At 49.0% G+C, this 24,539-nt stretch carries 24 protein-coding genes; 7 read left to right on the forward strand and 17 right to left on the reverse strand.

Annotation, left to right across the window (positions count from 1 at the left end; translation table 11 throughout):
* Positions 1–61: 61 nt before the first annotated feature.
* Together ACYZZ0_RS02685 and ACYZZ0_RS02690 are read right to left on the reverse strand one after the other, a co-directional pair.
* Positions 62–2,671 (reverse strand): DUF4132 domain-containing protein, encoded by a 2,610-nt coding sequence (locus ACYZZ0_RS02685; RefSeq protein ID WP_461535029.1) that lies wholly within the window; start codon positions 2,669–2,671, stop codon positions 62–64.
* 22 nt (positions 2,672–2,693) lie between these two features.
* Complete coding sequence (locus ACYZZ0_RS02690; protein WP_461535030.1) at positions 2,694–3,113, reverse strand: hypothetical protein; 420 nt, start codon at positions 3,111–3,113, stop codon at positions 2,694–2,696.
* Positions 3,114–3,288: 175 nt separating this feature from the next.
* Between ACYZZ0_RS02690 and ACYZZ0_RS02695 the strand changes: the two genes are divergently transcribed.
* The gene (locus ACYZZ0_RS02695; RefSeq protein ID WP_461535031.1) at positions 3,289–3,681 is read left to right on the forward strand and encodes a hypothetical protein; all 393 of its coding nucleotides are present in this window, start codon (positions 3,289–3,291) and stop codon (positions 3,679–3,681) included.
* 10 nt (positions 3,682–3,691) lie between these two features.
* Here the strand turns inward: ACYZZ0_RS02695 and ACYZZ0_RS02700 are convergent, their stop codons facing one another.
* Positions 3,692–4,243, reverse strand: coding sequence for a cysteine dioxygenase family protein (locus tag ACYZZ0_RS02700; protein WP_461535032.1), 552 nt, complete (start codon positions 4,241–4,243; stop codon positions 3,692–3,694).
* An 85-nt stretch (positions 4,244–4,328) separates the two neighbouring features.
* Here ACYZZ0_RS02700 and ACYZZ0_RS02705 point away from each other — a divergent pair, with 85 nt between their 5' ends.
* The 5 genes from ACYZZ0_RS02705 (at position 4,329) to ACYZZ0_RS02725 (ending at position 9,835) form a co-directional block, all read left to right on the forward strand.
* Positions 4,329–4,793, forward strand: coding sequence for a hypothetical protein (locus ACYZZ0_RS02705; RefSeq protein WP_461535033.1), 465 nt, complete (start codon positions 4,329–4,331; stop codon positions 4,791–4,793).
* Positions 4,794–5,633: 840 nt separating this feature from the next.
* Positions 5,634–7,496 carry a hypothetical protein gene (locus ACYZZ0_RS02710; protein ID WP_461535034.1) on the forward strand — a complete coding sequence of 621 codons (1,863 nt, stop codon included), beginning with the start codon at positions 5,634–5,636 and terminating at the stop codon, positions 7,494–7,496.
* A 47-nt stretch (positions 7,497–7,543) separates the two neighbouring features.
* Positions 7,544–8,425 carry a S1/P1 nuclease gene (locus tag ACYZZ0_RS02715; RefSeq protein WP_461535035.1) on the forward strand — a complete coding sequence of 294 codons (882 nt, stop codon included), beginning with the start codon at positions 7,544–7,546 and terminating at the stop codon, positions 8,423–8,425.
* A gap of 108 nt (positions 8,426–8,533) precedes the next feature.
* Complete coding sequence (locus tag ACYZZ0_RS02720) at positions 8,534–9,430, forward strand: tetratricopeptide repeat protein (RefSeq protein ID WP_461535036.1); 897 nt, start codon at positions 8,534–8,536, stop codon at positions 9,428–9,430.
* Between the two features lie 222 nt (positions 9,431–9,652).
* Positions 9,653–9,835: a hypothetical protein gene (locus tag ACYZZ0_RS02725; protein ID WP_461535037.1), complete on the forward strand. Its 183-nt coding sequence runs from the start codon at positions 9,653–9,655 to the stop codon at positions 9,833–9,835.
* Between the two features lie 55 nt (positions 9,836–9,890).
* Here ACYZZ0_RS02725 and ACYZZ0_RS02730 read toward each other — a convergent pair whose 3' ends face one another.
* The 5 genes from ACYZZ0_RS02730 to ACYZZ0_RS02750 form a co-directional block, all read right to left on the reverse strand.
* Positions 9,891–12,464: a DUF4132 domain-containing protein gene (locus ACYZZ0_RS02730; protein WP_461535038.1), complete on the reverse strand. Its 2,574-nt coding sequence runs from the start codon at positions 12,462–12,464 to the stop codon at positions 9,891–9,893.
* 13 nt (positions 12,465–12,477) lie between these two features.
* A complete protein-coding gene (locus ACYZZ0_RS02735; protein WP_461535039.1) occupies positions 12,478–13,290 on the reverse strand; it encodes an alpha/beta fold hydrolase in 813 nt (270 codons plus the stop codon).
* A gap of 81 nt (positions 13,291–13,371) precedes the next feature.
* Complete coding sequence (locus ACYZZ0_RS02740) at positions 13,372–13,800, reverse strand: GNAT family N-acetyltransferase (protein WP_461535040.1); 429 nt, start codon at positions 13,798–13,800, stop codon at positions 13,372–13,374.
* A gap of 27 nt (positions 13,801–13,827) precedes the next feature.
* Positions 13,828–14,496, reverse strand: a complete 669-nt coding sequence (locus tag ACYZZ0_RS02745) for an HNH endonuclease (RefSeq protein ID WP_461535041.1) — start codon at positions 14,494–14,496, stop codon at positions 13,828–13,830.
* Positions 14,497–14,600: 104 nt separating this feature from the next.
* Positions 14,601–17,012 (reverse strand): hypothetical protein, encoded by a 2,412-nt coding sequence (locus ACYZZ0_RS02750; RefSeq protein ID WP_461535042.1) that lies wholly within the window; start codon positions 17,010–17,012, stop codon positions 14,601–14,603.
* Between the two features lie 250 nt (positions 17,013–17,262).
* Between ACYZZ0_RS02750 and ACYZZ0_RS02755 the strand changes: the two genes are divergently transcribed.
* Positions 17,263–19,146: a protein kinase family protein gene (locus tag ACYZZ0_RS02755; RefSeq protein ID WP_461535043.1), complete on the forward strand. Its 1,884-nt coding sequence runs from the start codon at positions 17,263–17,265 to the stop codon at positions 19,144–19,146.
* Between the two features lie 107 nt (positions 19,147–19,253).
* Here ACYZZ0_RS02755 and ACYZZ0_RS02760 read toward each other — a convergent pair whose 3' ends face one another.
* The 9 genes from ACYZZ0_RS02760 to ACYZZ0_RS02800 all read right to left on the reverse strand — a co-directional run bounded on the left by ACYZZ0_RS02760 (position 19,254) and on the right by ACYZZ0_RS02800 (position 24,419).
* On the reverse strand, positions 19,254–20,165 hold the full coding sequence (locus ACYZZ0_RS02760) for an AEC family transporter (RefSeq protein WP_461535044.1): 912 nt from the start codon (positions 20,163–20,165) through the stop codon (positions 19,254–19,256).
* Between the two features lie 342 nt (positions 20,166–20,507).
* Positions 20,508–20,765, reverse strand: a complete 258-nt coding sequence (locus tag ACYZZ0_RS02765) for a hypothetical protein (protein WP_461535045.1) — start codon at positions 20,763–20,765, stop codon at positions 20,508–20,510.
* Positions 20,749–21,231 (reverse strand): YegJ family protein, encoded by a 483-nt coding sequence (locus tag ACYZZ0_RS02770; protein ID WP_461535046.1) that lies wholly within the window; start codon positions 21,229–21,231, stop codon positions 20,749–20,751. Before ACYZZ0_RS02770 ends, ACYZZ0_RS02765 begins: the two co-directional genes overlap by 17 nt.
* 78 nt (positions 21,232–21,309) lie before the next feature.
* The gene (locus tag ACYZZ0_RS02775; RefSeq protein ID WP_461535047.1) at positions 21,310–21,768 is read right to left on the reverse strand and encodes an ASCH domain-containing protein; all 459 of its coding nucleotides are present in this window, start codon (positions 21,766–21,768) and stop codon (positions 21,310–21,312) included.
* Positions 21,769–21,804: 36 nt separating this feature from the next.
* Positions 21,805–22,392 (reverse strand): hypothetical protein, encoded by a 588-nt coding sequence (locus tag ACYZZ0_RS02780; protein WP_461535048.1) that lies wholly within the window; start codon positions 22,390–22,392, stop codon positions 21,805–21,807.
* Between the two features lie 148 nt (positions 22,393–22,540).
* The gene (locus ACYZZ0_RS02785) at positions 22,541–23,056 is read right to left on the reverse strand and encodes a hypothetical protein (protein ID WP_461535049.1); all 516 of its coding nucleotides are present in this window, start codon (positions 23,054–23,056) and stop codon (positions 22,541–22,543) included.
* Positions 23,057–23,169: 113 nt separating this feature from the next.
* On the reverse strand, positions 23,170–23,571 hold the full coding sequence (locus ACYZZ0_RS02790; protein WP_461535050.1) for a hypothetical protein: 402 nt from the start codon (positions 23,569–23,571) through the stop codon (positions 23,170–23,172).
* 132 nt (positions 23,572–23,703) lie between these two features.
* On the reverse strand, positions 23,704–24,105 hold the full coding sequence (locus ACYZZ0_RS02795) for a DUF6678 family protein (RefSeq protein WP_461535051.1): 402 nt from the start codon (positions 24,103–24,105) through the stop codon (positions 23,704–23,706).
* 14 nt (positions 24,106–24,119) lie between these two features.
* Positions 24,120–24,419 carry a hypothetical protein gene (locus ACYZZ0_RS02800; protein WP_461535052.1) on the reverse strand — a complete coding sequence of 100 codons (300 nt, stop codon included), beginning with the start codon at positions 24,417–24,419 and terminating at the stop codon, positions 24,120–24,122.
* Positions 24,420–24,539: the final 120 nt, after the last annotated feature.

Consider the following 24,539-nt stretch of genomic DNA (forward strand, 5'->3'; position numbering starts at 1 on the left):
TCTGTAATAGCCCTTTTATTTCGTGCGTCGCCCCGGGCGCACGAAATATCCAGCTGATGACTTACAGCTGTTGCAGAATGGTTTTATCTTTAATCTTGTCATCATCCATCAGCAGAAACGCTTTCGACAGCACAATTGAAAGCCCGGCATCCCCTTCAAACGGCAGGAATACCTGATCAATCTTCTTGTCCTTGCCTCGTCCCGGCACAATACACAAATAGCGATCGTTAGGTGCTATCAGGATATTGCCACTGCCGATATGAATCTTGTACAGATGACGCTTGCCCTGCACTTTCAGGAACTTGCCGTCGATAGTCGCAACCTTCTTCAGCTTCAGCCTTGGCAATAACCGCTCCAGCACTGCCTTGCGGGTTTTGGCAATTTCAGTGAGATCACCAAAAGAGTAGCTGTGCCAGTAGTCGCGATAATCAGGTCGGGCATCCGGACCACCATCCTGCCACATGGGGTCATTGCCGACACTGGCCACACCGACAAACAGATCAACATCACGCATTATTTCCGACAATGCCAGTGCCGGTATCTGCGCCAACTCAACGGGCTCGCCATCGTTATCAATAAACCGCACCTGATCGGTAGCGACGTAATACCAGATCCCGGCATCGTTAAAGCTGTCGTTATCGTCCAGAATCTCGTTAATCCAGAACTGGGCTTCCAACCCGAAAGCCGGTAGCGGTTTGCAGGCAATTTCACCATCACGGCCATCATCGTAAGCACCCAGCAGTGAATAGCGCCAGCCACGCAGCGCGGCCAGTGAATTAAACTGGTGCTGTTTCAGAATATGGGCTGCCATCCGGTTGGAATAGATGCGGGTGGTCACTTCAGCATCAGTCAGCAGGTAGACTTCCCGGTAAGCCTGTTTCAGTGGCTGGCGAATCTCCAGCTGTTCCAGCCGGTCACGCCAGGCCAGGGTCTGCTCCGCGGTGCTGGCAACCGGATGCCAGAGCCTGATGCAGGTTTCAGCATTAACTGTCAGTACATTGCCGTTAACATCCTGCCAGCTGTTGTCGACAAACAGTGCCGGTGTGTCATCGAGCGTCCAGATCAGCTTTCTTGCGATCGTCGATACCAGACCATGATTCAGGTAATAACGCTCGAAATCGGCCAGTGACCAGCTCATATCCTCGGTAAACAGCCGGTCAATCCGGTCCCGCTGGGTAGTGGACGCCTGTTTGATCTGTTTCACCAGCTCCCGCATTTTTTTCAGCTTGTCGCTGAGCGGACTGCTTTCCCGGACAAAAGCCGGAACGGTTTTCTGGGGTTTGCCATCGGGTTTAAGCCACTGCTGTTCAACGGTGCCAACACTGGTGACGGTCAGCACCAGCTGATAATCCTTGAAGGCTTCTGTCCGGCAACCCAGTGTCAGGCCAAAGTCCGGTGCCGCCAGCTCTTCCACCTGTGCCGGAGTTATGCCCTGTCGTACGGCCTGTTCATCAATATATTTCTGAATCAGCTTTTGAGTATTGCTCTGGCGAATCCGCAGCTTCAGTCGTGATAGGTGGCTGATGCCGTCCAACCCTTTGGTATGAGCCAGGGTATAGATGCCGGCATTACCAACAGCAGCTGCAGCAGGTCCATGACCGGGTATTTTCTGGAAACATTTCTCGGTAAAGCGGGCCATCAGACTCAGTGTTGCACTGTCATGAAACCGCCCCAGGCTCCATAACAGACCTTTCATCAGGTTATGGCTTTCGTCTTCGACCCAGGCATGGACGGTATAGGTATAACGGTGAATACCGTTATTAATTGTGTTCTCAATTTCTTCGATAGTCAGTTCCAGCGCCTGCTTCATCCAGTGCTGTGAAGAGGTTTTGAATTCCCGGGTACCGATAGCATCAGTCAGTGTCCGGCTGGTATCCATAAACTTTTTCGAAGGCTTGCTGCCATTGGCCGTGCTCAAATGATGAAACAATTGATTCCAGTGGTCACGTTGCTCTCCTGCACAGTCCTGCAGCGAAGTCTTGATGATCCATCCCATCCGGCCAATCCCGAAATCATACTCCGGAACCTGGATATCACCTCCGGCTTCGTTCAGCAGCCGTTGCAGTTTGCCTGCCGCTTTGCCCACATCAGGCCCATAGTGATTACGTCCCCCTTCCAGCCAGGGACGTGTCAGCGGATGCTCAAGGATGATATTAATATCGCTTTGCAGCTGATCACTGAAACCCTGTGCTTTGGCATGCTTTTCTATCTGGCTGACCAGTGCCGTAAATGGCCTTAGTCCCAATGAAGCCCGTGGATTCTTATGGTCATAATGGCCGTAAAACAGGTCAAACAGTGATAAAAAGGAAAAATTCTCCGGGAATGAGAGCTTTGTGCGCATAATGGCATCAAGCAGGGAACAGCTGAATTGATACCGGGGATCCTGATGGTACCAGGATAGATCTTGCTCCGGTTTTTCCAACGCATTGCAGCGCAGGGCAAGGTAGATCACCAGATCAACCTTATCTTGCCCTTTCAGGGCCTTGAGAGTGGCATAGGCGGGTGACTGGTTAAAAGGCAACCGGCTTCCAGGCCAGATATGCCGCTTTTCCTGCAGAATGAACTGCTCGATTTCGGCAACAAGCCTATCAAAACGTTCATCCAGTGGTTCTGCTACTTTGGCGACCTCTTCCTTGCCGCCAGTCAGACGCATGATCAGTTTTTCCAGCATGGTAATTCCCCCGAACTAAAGCTTAACCACCCACCAGCGGTGTCAGTTTGATAAAGCTGACTACGGTTTCCGGCGTAATCATGACCCGCTGATCGATATCCTCGATCTGTTCGTTATCAACCAGCATAAAGAAACCGTTGCTGTGAAACGCCTCAACAGCAATATCGATCTGTCGTTCGGCGTTAACCTGAGGCCTCTCCTGGTATTTTTTGCCTGTTCCGTTCAGCAGGGTTTCTTCTGCCCTAGGGGCCACCAGCGTATGGGAGGCATATTGTTTCTGCTGCTGAGCCCGGTTGTTATAGGCGACCACTTCCTGCAGTACCCGCTCGGTAATAATATCTCTGGCCGTGACTTCTACCCGGTCAAACCGCAGTTGCAGTTCATGACTGATATTGCCCAGGGCATTTTCATCCCTGACCCGCAAAATGGTTTCATGCAGCATGGCGTCCCCGCTTGATATCGTCTTTTTTTTCGGGGTTATTATGGAGCGGCCGAGGCAGAGTTAAAAGACAGAAATAAAGGTAGAAACAAAAGAGATAACCGACTCTGGTTGCATGTAGAAACAGTCAAAATAGAATATGCCGTGATCTCAGAATTAAATTACCGGACCAAAACAAATGCTCAAAGCTTTAAGCATCAGCCTTGCGATTATCACACTCACAGCTTGCAGTCATATCAATACAGCCAACAGCAGTTCAAAACAGGCCCTACCCTCCGGGCTAAGCCTGGTTGAACAGGCGCAATTGCTTACAACAAAGGCTGCTTGTGAACAGCATGGTGGCAACTGGCAGAAAGTAGGTAAGTTACAGCGGTTTACCTGTATTCTGCCTGCTTCCGATGCGGGTAAGTCATGTACTGACAGCAGCCAGTGTCAGGTTTCATGTACTGTTGCGGGTAATGTCAGACCGGGCGACAGAGTTAGCGGGCAATGTACGGCGACGACCCATCAATTTGGCTGCCGCACCTATGTTTCCAATGGTCAGGCCGAGCCGACGCTCTGCATCGATTAATACAAACAAATCAATAGTAAGGCCCGGCAGTGTTGGTTTCGGGAAAAAAACGTAACCGGTTGGTATGGAGCAGGCTTTTTCCATAGACATGAAACGACACGGTATTCTGCTGGCTCCTGTTCTCTACCGAGTGTATACCCCGGGAAGTCATGGTCAGTACGTCTCCCCGACCAACACTGATCACCTTTCCCCTGCTGAGCCCGAGATCTTTTCTCTGTTCAGGCTGGCCGGAGATTTCCCACAAAGTATGGGTTTCACAGCCTTCCACCCCGACTGCAACGGCCCAGGTATTATGGTTGTGTACCGGGGTGATAGCTCCCGGTAGCCAGGTAATCGCCACAATATAGAGGCTATTGTCGTCTTCAAGATGTAACGGACTGAGAATAAAGTCTTCTTCCGGTGCGGGTTCACCGGTATGATCGGTATGCCAGTCCTGACTCAGCGCAGCCTCTTGTGCCAGCGGTGCAATCCGTTGCAGCAGTACGTCCTCATTAGCGGTATCCCGCGTCATTTTTTTGAGATCGTTCACAAAGGCTGAGAACCGGTACGGGCTTTGGCTCATGGTCGGGTTCCTGATATGTGAGATATTGTGTCGATACGATCGGGCCGGCAGTCGGTAAAATAATATTGGTAAGATAGTAGTAATAATGAAGTATTTACCGCTGGTTTTTGTTGTATTGGCTGAAGTTTGCCTGGCCTCTCAAGCTGGTGAGCAGCCGAAAACCTCACCGGAATCACTGGAACAGAAAAACAACGCTGCCCGGGAAATGTTGCAGGGAGAGTGGTGTGGCTCCAAAACCTACCCTAATGGTGCCCGCCAGCAGTGGGTTGTGAACCGCCATGAGGATGGCACTTACCGGATTGATTTCCTGACCAACCATGACGACGAGACCGAGAGCTGGTCTGAAATCGGCATCTGGGGTGTACGCTTTCCGGTGTACTTCACGGCTACCCGGGGTTTTGTGGATGAAAAGGGCCAGTATCCGGCCAAGACTACCAAACCGGATCTGTATGAGGCCTATCAAATCAAGGAGGTCTCTGAAGATAGTTTTAGCTATATCAGCTTCAGATCTGGTAACCAATACACTCTCAGCAGGAACTGTGAGATTTAATCTGAAATCCGGGGCTGGAATTTCAGCTCCGGGCTCAGTGCACTACAGGAAGAAATATTACAAACACGAAAATAACAGGAAGCCGGTGAACTCAGTAAAACTGGCATATTATCTTTGAATCATAGGTTCTGATTTTATGCAAAAAAATTGAAAAATAATTGTTTGTTTTGGTTCACTTTATACAAAAAAAACTACCTTGTTATAGGTTTGTTTCTTTATACATACCTTCCAGCCGTTCATGCGGTTTTATCCTCTCCCATCACGCTTCCAGACGGCAGTCATCTCGGCAGCATTTCTTTCCATGGTGAAATGCAGCGAGAGAATGCATCCGGAAGACATATTGATTGCCCGGTAGCTCACCGAAATATTCATATCTATGTGGATACAGGAGGCATAACGAAAGCTATTCACCTGCATCAAAAAGCAAGGGAGCACCATCATGGGCAGCCAAAAGAACTGAATATCAATTGGTACTGGTCCGCTACACCGGGCTCAAGAAGGGGTGAATCAGATATCGCCTTTAACGACATGCATGCCAGGCAAAGACGTATGGCAGACAATACAATAGAAAAGGGCAGAATATCTCTCGCCTTTGCACTTGGGAAGACCCCCGAACACGCATCTGTTCAGGTTCGGGCTATCATCAGGAAGCTGAAGGAGGGACGAAGAAATGTGCCGCCATCAGTCATGTGTCAATTTTTTTCGAGCCATCTTCAAGTCAATACACAAATAATGCCGTTAAGCGAAATCAGTAACCGCCTTGAATATCCGGCATTGGATCGTTCGATAGCCTATGTACACCTTTTCAGATCGGGGACACGATACGACATCAGCTCACACATGACATGGCATCCGGTTTTTGACTTCAGAGGTATGACCGAATTCAGCTTTGAGCCAGGTCGTCGCAGTAATCACATATTTACCATTGGTAAAGAGCCCTGGCAGCTCTGTTTTGATTTTTATACTGAGGCGGATTGCGAGAATCGGATAGAGCTTGAAAATGGCTTGATATTCAGTGCCATCAGGGCATACAACAATAAAACTACCCTGTTCACGTTAAGTAACATCAATTACTGGGCAGATGAGAGCTATCCAGCAGCACCGGTCAGGCTTTCTGAAGACCAACTGGAGCTGATTCTGAATGCATTACTGACATTCCCTCTGCCGCTGCACCCACATCAGGATTATGGGTATGATCCTGGCGGCATGAGAACAAAGCAAGAAGGTTTTGTTCCCGGAAAAAGACGCAGAGAGTGGGAAGGAGCAACCGTCAAGCTTGGTAATTACAAAAAAGTAAGGCTCAGTCATGAAAGGCTTGAGGCTCAAATCGACATACTGGCAAGAGAGAATGAAAGGCTCGAAGCTCAAAACAGTCGGCTAAAACACAATGAAGAGGAGCGCGAAAGAGAATATGGATGTGCTGTGGCCCGAGCCAGAGAGCTGGAGGAAGAGCTGTCTCATAACCGACATAGATTACGGGATCAGGATCAGTCCTATACCTCAGCTAAACGAGAGGCTGACTTGCTTGCGCACAAACTTGAGGCTGAACAACGACATTTTGACGCTGAAATAAGACAGGCCAGAAGTCGCGGAGACCGATACAAGGAAAAAGTGGTGCAGATGGCGTCACAGAATACGCAGTTACAGGAACGCATACTGGAACTTGAAGCTGAACTACAGGGGGTACGCGCAAAAAAACGTGATGGCTTGCCATCCGGAAATACAGATGATGCGCGGGTCCATTCTACGACAAGCCATCCTGACAGCCACAACTCCACACCTGAAGCTTCGCTGCCGGAAAACAGTAGTGGTACGGTACTTCATCGGGAAATTGTGCCTGTTTCCGCAACATCCTGTGCCCTGGATGAAAGTGAAGTGACTGCAGCTCTGTCTGAAGCAGACAAAAGGCTTTGTGAAAATATGCCATCAGGCTTCAGTCTGAAAATGATGCCTCGGGACGGAGACTGTTTTTATAACGCCGTTGCTGCTGCCTATAATCAAGCTGTTCGAGCCGAACCTGTACTTACAGGTTCCACCCTTCGCTCCAAGTTGGCTCTGTTGATCAATAACCTGGTTAAAAAAATATACAGCTACCAGACAGCACATAAATTACCCTTGCACCATCGAAATCACCGTTCTGAGCTGGAAAGCCAGTTCTATCAGCTGACGTCAAGTTTCCCGGATCAGCTGCAGAAGCGCTGTCAGCAAGGGTTTATCAGTTTTTCTGTTAACAAATGTGGAGCAAAACAGAACTCTGTTGATTTCTATGGAGACTGTGACCTATTGCCTCTGATATGTGTGCTCCTGCAAGTTGATGTCAATGCTTATGAATACGAAGCAGGTCGCGCAGGTACAATATGTCACAAGTTTTGCCTGATGGAATGGCTTCAAACTGCTCATGACCTGATGCCGATGTTGCAGGAACTCTATCCGTCCCCGAATGGAAGTCGGTTTAAGCCAGTCACAACAATTCACTTGATTTATAATCCCTGCCGTTTGAATGATCGGGATTTCACCAATGCAGGATCACATTTCCATGCACTGATTCCATCGTCATCTCCAGCTGTAATCCCCCCGCCTTCGGTCAAACCTGTTGGTTATGATCTTGACTTCCCTCCTCTGGATTCAAAAAAAGATTTTCAGCCTGCCGGGAGTGGTGAGTGGAAGAGTGTTAAACGCCGGTCGAGACGGAGAGCACATTAACGTGAAAAGGCAGAAGCCTGTGTTACTCGTGCCGATAACAGTTAACTATGAAAACCCTGATCATTGCCCTGCTACTGTGGCCCACACTCCTCCTGCCCTCACCGGCTCAGGCCTGGTTCGATGCCGGTCATATGGCCAGCAGCTGGATTGCCTGGCAGCAGCTGACACCTGAAACCCGGAAACAGGTGCAGACCTATCTTGATGTGCTGAAAGATGCCGAGCCGGAAACCGACAATTTTATGGTGGCCTCCACCTGGCTGGATAATATCAAACAGACCGGACTGGGCGTCACCCTTTACTGGCATACGGCCAGCCGTGAACAGGCCATAATGGGGCAGGCTGAAGGGCCGGCCAATCAGAATGGAGTCTGGATTGTTCAACAGGCTGTTCGTACTCTGGAAAACCCGCAGGCCAGCCGCTTTGCCAAAGCGCTGATGCTGCGGGCGCTGATCCATGTGGTTCAGGACCTTCATCAACCGCTGCATGTTTGTGATGATGATCCCGAGCGGCCCTATGGTGCCGCTCATTGCTATAAAGCTTTCAGAATCAGGCCTGTTCAATATGGACATGAACAACTGATCAATTTGCATGACCTGTGGGATAGCGCCTTAACCGCTGCTCCTTCTGTCCGTTATAACGACCAACAGGCACTGGCACAAGCCGAGCAGTACGGCAAAACCCTGTTGCAACGGGTCAATCTGGAAGATCTACCGGCACTGGATGAAACCGACCCGAAGGTCTGGGTGCTGGAAAGCGAGAAACTGTTGTCTGATTTTGCAGTCTCCGGACTTAAACCCGGCCAGCAACTGTCCGATAACTATCTGGCAGTCGGTAAACAGATCGCAGAACAGCGACTGGTTACCGCCGCCTGGCGGCTGGCAAACCTGTTAAACCGGGTTTTTGATGCGTCATCAGCCACAAAACACTGAAGTGATACTTTGTTCAATTAACTGCTATCAAGAGACTTTATCCGGCCGTTCAGCCGCGATATGGTGGGCAATCGAACGTACTCAACCTTATAGAGATAACAACAGGCTATGTTCTCCCGACTGATAAAATCTGCACAGGTGCTGGCATTGCTGTGCCTCACCCTGCTGACAACTGTTTTAACAACAGCCCATGCTGAAACGCCTCCGGCTCCTGTGACTGCCGCTGAAATCGATGAGCCGCTCTATAAGCCCTTTATCGAACGTTATATTCTAGATGAGCTGAAACAGCTGCGACAGGATCAGCAGGCGATGCGAACCGAGCTGGTCGACAAGGTCGCCGAAGCCAGACTGGACGCCTCTGACCGTGCGGTGCGATATACCACCGACACAATCAATAACATCTTCTTTATTATCACCGGTGCTGCTTCAATCCTGGTATTGCTGGGTTGGCGGTCGTTGCGTGAAGTGCGGGAAACCATCAAGGAGCAGGTTGAGAGCCAGGTATCCAAGGTGACCCAGGAATATGAAACCCGGCTGAATGAACTGGAAAGGAAGCTGCGCATCCGCTCCGAGGAAATCATTTCGGCCCAGGAGAATATATCCCAGACTAACCAGATGCACTCACTGTGGATGCGGGCCGGGCTTGAGAGCAACCTGCATGAACAGATCAGCATTTACGACCAGATTCTGGAAATTAACCCCAATGATGTTGAAGCGCTGACTTATAAAGCCGATTCCCTGCTGGATCTGGGCGAAGCCCGCTGGGCATTATCTCTGGCTGATCAGGCGGTCGAGCATGACAACGAGTATGCCCTGGCCTACTGGCAGCGCGCCTGCGCCAAGACTGCCATCGGACAGGAAGATGCGGCCATTCTGGATCTGGAAACGGCGATTGAACTGTCACCTGCCCTCAAGGATGAAGTCGCCGGTGAAGATGCCTTCGAAGCATTACATGATATGCCTGCGTTTCAAGTGCTGACGGGTGATGCTGAAGCAGCCGCCTGATTTTCTTATCGAATCATCATACTGCAAGTCGCAGGCTGGCTTGCAGTTAATTCATCATAAAATAGACATTAATGTTTAATTGAAATCAAAAATAATCCTAAAGAGTTAATCCTATTTTCCACTAGTGAAATCTTGTTTCTCATTTTCAATATTTAAGCCTGCTACATCTCCCCCCTAGAATAACTAACACAAAATAAACACAAGGCTAATTTGAGTTTCAGCATGTCTTATTTACGTTTTTCTGTACTGGGTCTGGGGCTACTACTTCTAGGTGGCTGCGTTGTTATCGATGATGGCGGATATGACGAAGTTATTGTCGAAGATGTCATTTATGAAGAGGTCATTATTGAAGAAGATGTGGTCTATGAAGAAGTGATTATCGAAGAAGAAGTTATTGTTTATTAATTTTCAGATAACAAGTTCAGCCCGTCTGATATGAGGCTGAACTTGTTGGAGCCGATTACAACTGTTGCAAAATGGTAGGATCGGTGATTTTGTCATCATCCATCAGCAGAAACGCCTTCGACAGCACAATCGAAAGCCCGCCATCGCCCTCAAAAGGCAGAAAAACCTGAGCCGCCTTCTTGTCACTGCTGCGGCCCGGTACGATGCAAAGATAACGATCATCCGGTGCAATCAGAATATTGCCACTGCCAATATGGATCTTGTACAAGTGCCGCTTGCCTTGCACATGCAGGAACCGGCCCTCGATCGTAGCCACAGTCTTCAGCTTCAGTCGTGGCAGTAAACGCTCCAGTACCGCCTTGCGGGTTTTGGCAATTTCGGTGAGTTCGCCAAATGAATAACTGTTCCAGTAGGTTTGGGCGTAACGCGGTGCATCGGGACCACCATCCTGCCATTCGGGATCATTACCAACACTGGCAACACCGACAAACAGATCGATATCCCGCATGACTTCCGACAAAACCAGTGGCGGAATGCGGGCCAGTTCAACCGGATCGCCTGCAGCATCAACAAACCTGACCTGATCGGTTGAGATATACTGCGAAAAACCGCCGTCGTCATTGCCCATGATATCCAGTACCTGGTTGGTCCAGAACCAGGCTTCCAGCTCATATTCCGGTAAGGATTTACGAGCGATCTCATTACTGTCGTTGTAATGTCCAACCAGGCTGTAACTCCAGCCCCGCAGTGTGGCCAGCGCATTAAACTGATATTGCTTCAGAATATGTGCTGCCATCCGGTTGGAATAAACCCGGGTCGTTACCTCGGCATCGGTCAGCAAATAGACTTCCCGGTAGGCCTGTTTCAGCGGCTGGCGGATTTCCAAGACCTCAAGCCGGTCACGCCAGGCCATAATTTGTTCGGAACTGCTAAAGACCGGATGCCATAACCGCACCTGCGTCTGCTTGTCAGGCGACAGCGATGCACCCTGCACATCCTGCCAGCCCTTGTCGTAAAACAGTGCCGGAGTATCGTCCAGCATCCAGATCAGTTTGCGAGCCAGAGTGGAGATCAACCCGTGGTTCAGATAGTCTCGTTCAAAGTCGCCCAGTGAGCGTCCGGTATCTTCGGTAAACAGCCGGTCAACCCGGTCCCGCTGGGCGGTAGAAGCCAGTTTGACCTGTTTGGCTAGACTGCGCATTGCGGTCAATTGCTTACTGAGTGCCTCATCCTTTTTAACAAAGGCCGGAGCGGTTTTCTGGTACTTGCCATCCGGTTTGATCCATTGCTGGGCCACCGTTCCAACTCCAGTGACTGACAGTTCCAGCTGGTAGTCATTGAAGGATTCGGTATAGCGACCATTAGTTAAACCAAAGTCTGGGGTTGACTGCTCTTCCAGCCTTGCTGCAGTTACTTCCTTATCAACGGCTTTCCGGTCAATATACGCCTGAATTTGATCCCGAGTTTTGTTTCTACGAACCCGCATCTTCAACCAGGAAAGCTGCCCTACAGCTTCCAGACTCTGAGAGTTACCCAGCGTATATAAACCCGCTTTACCGACTTCAGTTGCATTCCAGCCGATGGTCGGGTTCTTCTGAAAGCACTTTTCAGTAAAGCGCCCGATTATATTCAGTGTTGTTGGATCATCAAATCCGTCCATGCTCCATAGCAAACCAGTAAATAAGCTGTGTCTTTCCTCCAGCCAGCTATAAAAAACAACTGTTCGACTAATATCGTACTTTTCTTCTCTTTTTCTTAGTGGCATGGCGGTGATTCGTTCAAGCCAGTGACAGACAACTGATTCAAAATTGCTGGCGCCTAACTTATCAATCAGCTGATGACTTGTTTGCAGAAAATCGCTCGACGGCCACATTCCTCTGGCTTCAGCAAGATGATGTAACAGACGATGCCAGTCCTGTTTCTGATCTGTGGTCATATCTGCCAGAGAGTCCGACATCAGCTGCCCGGTGGGGCTATCACAAAACTCATACTCCAGAACGCCAACATCTCCTCCTGTTGCAACTAATAGCTGCTTGAGTCTGCCAGTTATCTTGCGCAGATCAGTAATTGATGTATCCAGATAAGGGCGTATCAGCGGGTGTTCCAGTATGGCGTGAAGGTCCTCCTGTAAATGTTGGCTGGGACCTTGTGCCTTGATGTGTTTCTCGATTTGACCAACAAACGCCGCCAGAGGCATTTTGCTGAGCGTTATAAATGTATATCTGGAAGTCAGGCCGCTATAAAAATGATCAAGCAGAGCCAGGAAAGAAAAATTCCCGGGAAACTCTATTTTGGTACGCAGCAGTGCTTGCAACAGACAGAAACTGAAATGATGACGTGGATCTTTTTTAGCGCTATATGAGTTCGAGTCCTCGGGCTCCAGTGCCTTCACCCGCTGTACCAGATAGAAAATCAGACCAATCTTATCCTGACCCTCTAGCGCTTTTAGTGCCGTATAACTCTTCTCTTTGGTACAGGGCAACTTTTTACTGTATAGGCTGAATGAATCGCTTTGTAATACCGCCTGCTCAAACTCGCTAACCAGCGTATCAAACCGCGGATCAGAAGGCTCAGTAAAATGCTGTGCTGCTTGTTTCTCGCCTGTTTCAGGCATCACTGCTTGAGTCATTATCCATTCACCCTTAACTGCTGACCAGAGAGGTCGTCAGGTGCATTTCTTTTTGCAAGAGGACACTGATAGCAGCGACCACTTTATCCGTTTGTTCCCGATGCGGCATATGACCACAGTCAGGCAACAGCAACATCTCCCCCTTCCCGCTGCTATTGCCAGCAATAAATACGGGAAAGGCCCGGGAACCGTACTCATCCAGCTCACCATGAATAGCCAGTACCGGGCACTGTACCTTGCCAATAACCGGCTGCAGGCTCCAGTCGGCAAACTCTGGCGATAACCATACGCCAGTCCATGCGTTTAGCACCCATGCTGCCTTGTTGCCATGCCATTTTTCCAGTCGCGCCATTTGTCGCGGTTGCTGAAATAGCTGGCTGCCTTCAGCTATACCTTTGGTTGTCAGAGGTTCAACAAAAGCCTGGGCCGCCAGCGTAATGACGGCCTGACAATCATTGTCATGAGCCGCAATATTAATCGCCATACAGCCGCCAACACTATGTCCCAGCAGCGCATACTGCTGAATACCCAGTTGCTGCTTGATGGCCGGGAAGTATTCAGTAGCTTCTTCACTGATAAAATTCAGCGAAGGCAGTTGTTGTCTGGCGCCGGACTGGCCAAATCCCAGCCGGTCATAGGCAATAACCCGACAACCGAGGCTTGTTGCCAGTTGTTGCGGAAAATCCCGCCATAAACCAACACTGCCAAGCGAGTCGTGCAGCAGAATCAAAGGAATATCGATGGTCAGGTTGGCAGGTATCCATTGCCTTGTATAAACAGGCCCCTGTGGCAGAGTCACAGTAAGGTCTTCAGTGGTTATCTTCATTGAATTCTTATTTTGATATGCAGCGACACCCTCTTTTACAGAGGGTGTTTTTAGTCGGTTATTGATGTATAGGGATGATGATCAAGCGGGGTTATACACGTCAGGCACCCAGATTTCCATAAAGGTCTCCGGCCGGGCCAGCGGCTTGAAACCATACTGCTCATACAGACCATGAGCATCAGCGGTCGCCAGGGTAATACGTCGCAGTCCCTGTAGCTGTGGATGGGAAATAATCGCTTCCATCAGTCGTTTGCTCAGACCGTGTCCCCGGTGGGCTTCCAAAATAAAAACGTCGGCCAGATAAGCGAATGTAGCCGAGTCGGTAATCAGCCGGGCAAACCCGACCTGTCGCCCTGAGGTAGTAAGAACGGCAAAGCAGAGAGAGTTTTTAACTGCCTTCTCTACAGTTTCCTGAGGTATATCGCTGGCCCAGTAGGACTGGGTCAGGAACTCATGAATAACGGAGAGATCCATATCCTCGACACAGGTACTGATTTTATAATCGCTCACCCTGACGCTCCTGCAGTTAATCCTGCTTTATTCTTGTTCTGTCGCCTTATTCTGCAGTCTGTCCCTCAGCGCTTCAACCGATAATGCCGGTTTCTGGCGGTGAACCATGGCATGGCAGTTGGGACACAAGGGGCGCAGATCTTCAGCAGGATTAAGCTCGTAAGCTTCGCCGATCTCGGATAAGGGTTTCAGGTGGTGAATATGGATGAAGCCGGCACCCAGGCTACCGTAGCGGGACTCAAAGTCGAAATCGCAAACAAAACAGCGAATGCCCCATTTTTCAATACACTTCTCACGGGCAGAACGGTCCCGCTCATAGCGGTTAACAGTGACCTGTTTACGGGCGCCTTCTATTATCGTTTCGCTGCTTTCAAGTTCTTCAGGAAAGAAGGTGCCGCCGTACTGGCTGCGACTCTCAACCCAGTATCTGATAATTGGGCTACCCCAGCCCTCCGGCGCCTTGCGATAGTCGAGCTTTTCCAGCTGCTCGTCTTTTGATTTCTGGTCCAGCCAGTGAGCTATCCGGCTATTGGCACTGTAATGACGACCGGATCCCTTACCGCCTTCGCCATATTCCGCAACGATTTTCTGCCAGCTGATTGAAAACTGCCGGGTGTATTCGTCGATAAAGTCCTGAGTAGAAAAGGACTTTCCATCAAAAGCATCAACTACAGTGCTAAATTCGATGTCTTGCACAGCTTTTCCTGAAAGTAAATTCAAAAAAGAAGCTGATACCTTACCGATTCTTTTCAAAGCGCACTTTGATGCAGATTATACGACAAGTGTATTTCGCTGTAGGGTTATTTCACCCGATCCATAGCAATCAAATACGGCACAGCATTTTTATGTTCTGCAAAATAGTCATGCACGTCACCCTTCAGAGCCGTAACGACTGAGTCATTATGCAGAAACCATTTGCCATCATGCTGTTCCAGAGTGACATAATGGCCGGAGTTGGCAGATTCACCGCCGCCATGTACCACAATACTCTGGATTCTGAACGGGATAGACTCAGGTTTGCCGGTAGTGGTATTAAGCAATGGCAAGTTAAAAACTGGTTTCAGCCCTTCAATTAATGCCCTCCCTTCTTTAGTCAGGCGCCGGCTGCGGCCATACATATCCATCGCAAATACTTTGCCTTGCACTTTAACTCGCTGCAGGCTGGATGGATCATGATAACCGTATCTCTGACTGACGCTGGAATCCCGGTCAATGTCATCAGCCCATCTGATGGCATTTGCTCCTTCCATCCGTTCAACGGATGCCTCAAAGCACTGGGGAAGGCTCTGCCCCCGGACCTCCATCGGCATATAAGGTGCTGTATCATTACTCTTTTCCCGGGATTTGCTTCCATCCAGGCTGGTGGTTTTTTTATAGAGCTCAAATTTTTTATAAAATCGATTCAGTCCCATAAAATCACTGAGCGTGGTTAACATTTCCTCCGGGTCTTGCTGGGGCTGGGAGCCATTTACAGGGAATAGTTTTTTATAGTTTCTGGCACCACGCTCATCTGACTGGCCAAAGGCTTTGACGGCTTCGAAGAATGTTGCATGCGTCCGTCGAACAACTTCTTCATCTCCCCGGCCCTGACGTTCCAGCAATACGGCTTCTGCCAGATCAGCAAAGGCACGAGTAACGGCAGCTTTATACGGTGAAACCGTTTCGTTCTTTGCTCCTGCAACTTCATGCCTGAGCTGATCCTCTCTGACGCCTTCTGCCCGGGCTTTTTCTTTAGCGAGATTCTCGGCTTCTTCCTTTGATTTTGGCTTGGCCAGCATACGGGCATTTTGTCTCAGAACATCAATATCTTCTAATTTGAGCCCGGTGATTAGCTGCTTCAGACCTGCATTGGCAAAGCAGTGGTTACCGGAAATATTGTTAAAGCCGGGCGTCAGTTGAGCTTTTGCCGTTGACTCTGTTCTGGCCGTTGGATTGGTTAAGGGAGACAGTGTTTCGGGCCTTGGCGTCACCGGTGTGTTGTGAGTCTCCGGTACTGGTGTTGGAGCTATTGGCTGAGGGTTAACCGGAATCGCGGTAAGGTGAGGAACACCGCCATGAGCCAGTATTTGTTCCCGTAATTCGGCAGCACTGAAGACCATGCCGCCAATTGACAGTTGCAAGCCGTTCCAGCGCTCCCCGAGCTGCTGTTGTAGTGCCGTATCCAGATCTGCATCACTACCGGTCAGAGGCAAAATAACATCTAACGGCCCGGAGCTTCCTGGCAGTGTAAGCTGGGCATCCCGGTAATTTGACTGCTGATCATAATGCTGTACCGGCGATACGCTGGCTGTTGGATCAGTTCCTTCCAGTTGCGGGACCCCGTCAGGGTTTGCCTGCAGCATCTCTTTCAAGGCTCCGGCATTCACCGGCATACCGCCAAAAGTCAGTTGCAATCCTTCCCAATCATCACCCAGTTGACCCAGTATGTGCGCTTCCAGTTCCGAAGCATCATCCGTCAATGGTAGTGATAGTGTTCTCGGTGTCGTGTCGTTTGGCAGTTTGATCTCCACCGGTCTCAACGTCGGTGTTGGGTTTTGCCGGGAAGCCACGGTGTTACTGGTTTGAACCGTTGTCCGGGGTTCTGGTGTAGAAGGCTCCGGCGTAGATGGTTTTGGTGGCAGTGTCCCCGTTTGAGCTGAAACAGGCTGGAAAGTCGGTGGTGGTGTGGTGTAGTCAGATGTTGGGAAAACAGGTGTGGGCAAAATGCCATCCGGCTCAGATACAAAATCAAGTTCCAGCTCGATTTGTGAGGGTGGCCTGCTTTCCAGACTTTCTGATCGTACCGAGCTGCGCCGGGATTCTGGTTGTGATGAATGCTGCAATGAAAGTTCCTGTGAACCGGAGCTTGTGGTGGAAACCTGGTCAACAGAGCGCTTTCTCGGTACAAATGTCGGCGGAAAGACGTCAGGGTGAAACGAGGCCGCAGAAGAAGGTCGGGAAAATGATCCCGATAACCGGCCGGATTCTGGCCGGGTGGACTGAAATACCGGTTCGGCATCCGGTACCGTTTTGACCTTGCGTTTAAATAATTTGGCAAAGGCTGATTTCAGGCTGCGATGCGGGTGAAGGAAAAAGTAGGCAATGCCTGACAATATCCGCCCTACCCTGCGCTGTTGCCATTTACCCTGCGGGACCTGTTCCTGGGGGGATGCGGGTGTACTGCCATGAAGCTGTGTTGGAGTAGAAGACGAGACCTTGCCTGACTGTGGCATTGAAACATTCCCTGCAGTGAAATATGTCCTTATCTTTCTGATTATAGTTATAACTTTTCGAAACAATGACTATCCAAGGCGAAATATACTGTCAGCGACTAACCTTTTATGACGTTGATCTATCCTCTCATCCGAAGAGAGCCATGCGAGCCCGACCCAGTTTCCTGCACTGGTATTAAATATAGTCTTTCACTGTCACTCGTCTGCTGTTTGATATCTGATCCTGACTATTCATACAGAGGTATCACATATGAAAAGCACACTGATATTCCGTTGCTCAACTCTGCTGATTTTGCTTTTAACTGTAATACAAGTACATGCCGCACAAGTCACCGGTATCTTGCTTTCTTTCAAAGTGGCAGAAGTGCCCGACTTTATTAATAGCAACTCATCTCTACCGGTTGCCTGTTCGGATCTGGGGCGAACGATACAGTCTCTTCCGTGGGAACTGCTGCAAATAGGATTGGTTGAAGAAGGAGATACAGGTCAGGAGCAGGGTTTTAAACTGACCAGTTTCAATGATGCCATATCTTCAGGCAGTGAATTTAAGTTATTGACGTTGAGTCAACCCATTCAGGCTGCTGAGCCAGATTGTCGAGCAGTAATACTCGAAGATGTTGAGGGTGAAAGTAGTGATGAACAAACCATCGTTACAATGGATACAGGTCCGTGGCAAAGATATGTGCTGGCAATTATTCCTCCGGATGGTGTCTGGTACCAACTTTTATTTATTTATAATGAAGCTTTCAAGTACGGGGCTCGTCTTGATGAGCCCTGCCAACTGGTCAGTCATTACCCTCCGGCAAAAATGACAGCAGCTGGGAGTCCTGTTCTGAACTTTACCAGGTTTCCTGAGGTTTCCGATGAGTATACGGATAATCCCGAGCTGGCATGGTTTGGTTGGTACTGGCCGATCAGGGTTTTGCAGTCGAGGATGATCGATTGTCTGGATCCTGAATATTTAAAGCACCATCCGGTTTGCCCGACCTTGTTCTGGAGTATCAAGCCAAGCAAGGAAGGCGAAGAGGTAGAGCCAACAACTGTTACACCCGAGAGCACTGAAGACCCCCGAATTTATCCGCTCTGGAGTCTTGATAATCATTGCCCCAACGGCCAGTTTGATGTTTCAGCTGACTCGGCCTATGAGTGTACAATTGGCCGCCATGGAGGCAGCTTTGACCGGAAATTGTTAGTCAGTGTACCGAAGCCTTCTGATGAGAGCCCTCTCCTGCATCAGGTGGAGCCCTTTCCTACGGCAGGAAATGTAGAAGTTGCCGCATTGAATTATACCTTTTCGGACCTTAAACAATGCTGCAAAAGCAGCCTGGAAGCAGCCATAGCTTCTGACCGGAGCCAGCTTTCCGAGATTAATCGTGGCAAAGTACTGTTGTTCCAGGCCTTTGAGTGTGATGAGTGCAGTGAAATTTTTGCCTTGAGCTCACCGAATTCTGTGGTCCCCCCTGACCTGATGCAGCAGTATCGTTCAGGTTATGCATTACTGATAAAAAGCGGGCTTGCCCAAAAAGCAGCACGACTATATTTTTCCCGTGCCAGCGGGGATCAGTGGTTTATGGCATTTGGTGCGATGGAGTTTTCGATAGAACAGTTGGCAGACCAGTGCGGGGCTGATTTTGGCAGGGTTAAACAAGCGGCAATTGTTGCTACAACCGCTCTTACTGATTTTCACAACAAAGGTATGGTTTACCTTAACCTGAATACTACCAATATATTGCAGCATACAGAGACCGGGGATATGGCTCTTTCCGGGTGTGGTCAGTTACGTCCAGTTCCGGAATCGCCTGTAAACACTTTGCCGGAATCTATTGCCTGGGATGATATCCCGTTACCACCAGAATGTCTGGTGCATGCCGTGATTGATGGCCGCGCGCAGGATTCCTGGTTACTGGGCGTCTTTATTTACAAGATGATCACTTCAGGCATTCTGGATTCTGTACTGGAAAAGAGTCAGGGGTTTGATCCTGAAGGGCTGTTCCCAAAGAGTGATACCGATCATGAAAGCAGTGCTCAAGTGATCAAACTATTATCCCAGCTGCTGCGGTCTCATCCGGCCGAGCGGACAGCCCCCGCAGCATTACTGGAAGGCGTACTACAACAGTGGGACCAGAGCCATTAACTGCGGATTAAACTGTGAATTAAAAGTATCAAGTTAACTATCGAACAGCCCGCCCATGTATTGTAGCGGCGGGCTACTTATGTCAACAGAACCTGGATAATATAAATCTACATGGAAAGCACCAGCGGCAGACTGATCATGGAAAGCAGTGTCTGCAGGGTGATAATAGCTGACATCAGCTTTACATCTCCGCCCAGCTGGCGCGATAGCATCTGTGCTGTCGGTGCTGTCGGCAAGGCTGCAAACAGCACCAGTATTGCCAGTGCCAGACCTTCCACCCCGAGAAAATTGCCAGTCACCATAACCACTGCCGGGAATACCAGGAGTTTAAAGACACTGGCAACAATGATCTCCAGCCGGGCCGACCGAATCTGTTCCAGATGCAGGCCAACACCTACGGATAATAGCCCCAGTGGTAGTGCGGCAGAACTCAGGATGGCCAGGGTTTTTTCCACCGGTGGCCAGATGGTTACGCCGGCATAATTCAGACCACCACCAATAAAGCACGAAACAATCAGCGGGTTGGTGACCACCGAGCGTACAAAGGCGCCGAATGTCAGCCGGGTCTGGTGAGCATAAAGCGAGAAGATACTGATGCAGCAGATATTGATCACCGGTACAAAAAAGGTAATCAGAAAGGCCACCAGAATCAGCCCTTCATCGCCGTATACTGCACTTGCCAGCGCCAGCAACACGTAGGAATTGAAACGCACCGAGCCCTGGTAAACAGAAGTAAAGGCGGCACCATTGAATTTGAAGAGCACATTATTCAGCAGCATCAACAGCGGCGTCATAATGGCAACAGTAATCAGGCTGCTGCTGACAAAGGCAAACCCGTCAAGATTAGTCAGGTCGGCAGTAGCCAACTTGTCGATAAAGAGCGCGGGAAATAGAATAAAGTAAATAAAACGGTTGGCCTGGGACCAGAAATTATCGCCGGGAAAGTCCACATGTTTGAAAGTGTAGCCAAGAAATATAAGGAAAAAGACCGGTAGCAGGGATTCGAGAACAGCATGCATTTTGAGTATCGTTATTGTTTACAGCTCGAAGGTGAGCTCTGAAGATAGCTTGGTTATACCTGAAATGCATGCAGTTTTTGGGTTTTCAACGACAGATTACGTATATACCCTGATTTATTCCGGGAGGTGTGAGTGCTTAGTAACCTGATGGTGATTTTTGAATCGTTATAATATAAAAAAATTGACCCGGCCGGATTCACGATTCACTTGAGACAATGAGGAATTCTTTTTCTTCTATTGGATCATACCGAAGATTCAGTTGGTAACCACCCGAAAATACCAGCTGAAGGTTGTTATTATCAGGCATCCTTCTTTTCAGTAATGCGCCGGCATTCTGCCCTGTCACTGGCTGATATTTTGTATAGGGGTAATAGCAACTACTGTTGCCGCCAGGATACTGTTGCCGCCAGGATTATTGAGATCCGGCCTTTCTGCCAGATATTCTGTGGCCCAGATGCATCGCTCATCATCGTAATAAATTTTTTCACAGCATCCGTTTTCATAAATGATAAACAGGCAACAGCAAGGTGTTACCTGATCCCCTTCAAGCCAGAATTCTCTGGCCACAATTGATGTAACGGGCTCAGCTGTCACAGACAAAGCCATGATCCTTTTTGTACCGATCGACAGTTGCCTGATCCATGCTTTTGAACATGACGCACACGGTAAAGCTCCCGATCTGCTTGCCGTTCAGCACATAGCCCCAGTCGGAAATCTGGTCTTGTCGGAACGCATAGACCTCGCCATATTTCATTGAGCGGATGGTGCCGGGCTGATTTACCAGAATGCCGGCATAACCGCCTTCTATCTTCCTGAAAGGAGAGAACCAGAGGTGTTCGACACCGTTTTCGTCCGCCACCATGACTTTCAGCTTGAACCGCTCGGTACCTGCAGGCGGATTGGCGGCAATCTCGAAGAAACCGTCGAGCTGGCTGCGGGCGGTCTGTATCGCCTGATTCATAGCCTGATTTTGTTCATGAATCATTACAACCCGATCGTCGATTTTATCCTCAGCCATAACAGCCAGAGACACTAATCCTAATAGTAAAAAGGCGGCATGTTTCATTGTTGTATCCCTTTCCCGACATTGTATTCGGGCTAATCACTGATCTGGAACCAGTAACTTAATAATTATGAGTGTCGCTTATGAGTACACGACCTTAAACCGTTCCAGCACCAGCATCATATTTTCATCAGGATCAAGGCCCTGCTCTCGGCATTCCCGGGAAAAGAATTGCCAGTGGGCATCGCGCCACCATGCCAGTGACTTGTCGCCCTCGCCCTCAGCAGCCGCAAATTCGGCGGTGACTTCCGAATATCGGCATTCGCGCACTTCGGTGGTTTCGATAATGGAAGTCGGGTTGCCCTGCCAGTCCGTTACAACCATTAAACTGCCCGGCTGTGGCATAGGCTCCTGTCCGGATTCATACCAGTATTTCATGCTGCAGGCAGCCGTCTTCTCTCCACGGCGGATCAGCGCGGCACAAAGGTTGGCATTTTCCTCGTCAGCACAGAAATAATCAGCCGTGACAGAGGGGTGTTGTTGTTCCGGACTCAGGGTATCGAGGTAGCGGTTCAGATAATCTTGTTGTTCTTTATTCATTTAAGCGAGAGTTTGTTAGCGTCGAAAAGGTGTTGGCTATATTGCCTTCTTAGCTGCAGACAATGCCCTTTTACAGGAAAGTTCAGGTGTCATCTCTGGATATAAAGTGTTTTCGAAGTTCACGGCATGGCGCTGATATTCAAGGACAGCATAAGCTTCATAAACCCGGGCAGTATATCCCCCTGTTGATGTGGTGGCATTACCATAAACTGAAACCCTGCAATAATAATCCTCTTCCCTATCCGTTTCATACTCGGTCTGTAAATCGCCCAGTCCCAGCAACACGCCGAAGAACAATGGAATAGCCAACGCAGGCAGTACGAAAAATGGGAAGGCTGCAATACAACCGGACAGCTTCGCTGCCCGGTTTCGAAAGGCGGTCATTTTAAAAACCGCGATGCCTGTAACGAAGTAGCTCAGATACAGTCCGACAATATCGGTGGTAACGCCGCGCAAGGAAACATCTGAATACCAGAATATAAGGCTGATAGCAGACAGAACGCTTGCGACAACGCCAAACCAGAGGTCATACCGGGTAAATCGCCGTCGTATTAACAGGGCTATAGATGGTGTCAGTAACAGCGTGAGATAGAGGCCATAAAACTGTATATCAAACTCATTCATAATTCGGGTTGCCTGAGATCATCATGGCTTATAGCCTGATGCAGGTAATCATTTCCTTGCTTTCATCACCAATACCTATCTCGGCAAGGCATAAAACTCTCTGGTGATCAGATTTGTACAACGAAAGACTGCTTAACATGGGAAAACATCAGAATTTTGCCTGATGTTTTGCCATTGCCTTCAGACAGCTTTCACACAAAAGCTGCTCAAGGTCTTTGCCGGTAAACAGCGGGCTAAAGCTGAAAATTGCCCGGATTGAAAACACTCTCCCCAGATAGGCTTTCCATGGCGTTTTGGACGTTACTTTAACTTTGCTTAAGATCTTGCCGCTTTTGAGATTGTAGATGTGGCTTACAATCTGCACCTTGGGCCGCCAGAACAGGGGCAATGGTGTGCCGCCAATATGGCCGAACAACAGGGCACCGCCCTGGTATTTGGGAATGATAACGTCAATGGCCAGGTCATCATCAGCAAACTGATCAATCTCTTTAGCCAGGGGTAATTCAAACACTTCGATCAGCCTGCGATGCAGCTGACTGTTGATCGATTCGGCAAGAAAGGCTGGTGGTTGATCCAGGATCCTTTTGATATCACTTCTTTCAGCCACATAGATGTTGCCAAGATAAAGCCTGAAGTCTTTTTTTCTGAATAATCTGGATAACATTACGGGACTCTGTAAATGACACTACCCTTGCAGGAGCTATTTCTGTAGCTATTTTCTCAGCTATTCCCTGAGCCATTGCCGAAGAATGATCGTCCGTGCAGGTGTTATTTTTATCAGATAAGTTCTTCGAACGTATACTTGGACACATTGCCACTGGCATTTGTCGTTTTCACACAAATATTATCAGCAGCCATTATGTCTAGTAGCTCTCTGGATTGCTTGTAGGAAACTTTTCCTTCAGATGCGAGGGAAGCCGCTGTAATGACACCATTCTGGGTAATGGCATATCTGAATATATAGGATTCAAGCTCTCTCGATTCAACCTCTGCAATCTTGCTGCGGATTTTTTTCAATAGAAAATCACCTGATCCGTAGCCCAGTGCTGACAATACAAACCCGAAAAGCGCTGTCTTCAGGTCATCGGTTGCCATATAGAGGGAAAGCATGAAAAGCAGTACTGAAAAGATAATGACCAGATAAGCAGCTAATTGGGTAATTCTTAAAACTCCGGCCATAAACCCGGCAACTCCATTAATTTGTTGTTTTCTTCAGCGGTGATTTTTTGTTGTCCTGCAGTGGCGATATGATACTGAAAATATATCGTTGGGTCGCCTGAATAAGTCTCGATAAACCTGTCTGCTGGCTAGTCACTGGTAGAATTCAACAACCTCACCCTGTTTTATATACCCCCAGATCCTGATGCCATAATCTGTCAGTGTGAACCGTGCCTTTGCTTTGGCTGCGACCTCTATAGCGAGCGGTGTGTGGTCAGTAACAAGTGGTGGCACCAGTTCCCCGTAATGCTTTATCTCTTTTGTGTGAACTTCCAGCCACTTGATCGTAGAGAAGTGTCGAGGAAACACCTCCCTGATATCAAACCTGAGGTGATCAGCTGGAAATATTTCACCGAAGATATCGACAGATCTGTACTCAAAAGGCAGATCCTGAGACTGGAAGGCTTTATAAACAGACTGCCATCGGGTGTCGTTCATGACGCCATAAAGCTTTCGGGATTCAACTTCTCTTCTGATGCTGTGCAGGGTCTCCACTGATATTTAAACTCTTATGGTTTTACATGCCGGTTGACCAGCAATGGAATCCCCTTTCTGACCCAGAACTCAGGGCTGATAAGACCGCTGGACATACCATGGCTTTGCAAATGTTCTACAAAAAAATCCTGTTCGTCACTGACTGGATGCCTGGTAGCGACTTCGTATTCCTTCTCAATAAGCGCTTGCAGGGTCTCAGGTGTTTCGGGCATATCAACATTAATGAAACGCTGTCTCAATTCGCGCCAGAGCATCGGATCGCCTCTCAGGCCCCACTGCTCGGGTTCATGCTCAAATATTTCGGATACTTTCACGGTTCGTAGCCTTTGTGATAGATGTAATCGCCAGAAGGCCGTTTCAACCAACTGTCATCATCACAGTGGGTATGGGCCTGATAGTAAATGCTCTGCTGGTGTCATTGCCAGGTACCAGAA

Origin of the sequence: Spongorhabdus nitratireducens (assembly GCA_947387575.1) — a bacterium.
In the GTDB taxonomy this organism is placed as follows: domain Bacteria; phylum Pseudomonadota; class Gammaproteobacteria; order Pseudomonadales; family Endozoicomonadaceae; genus CANDOC01.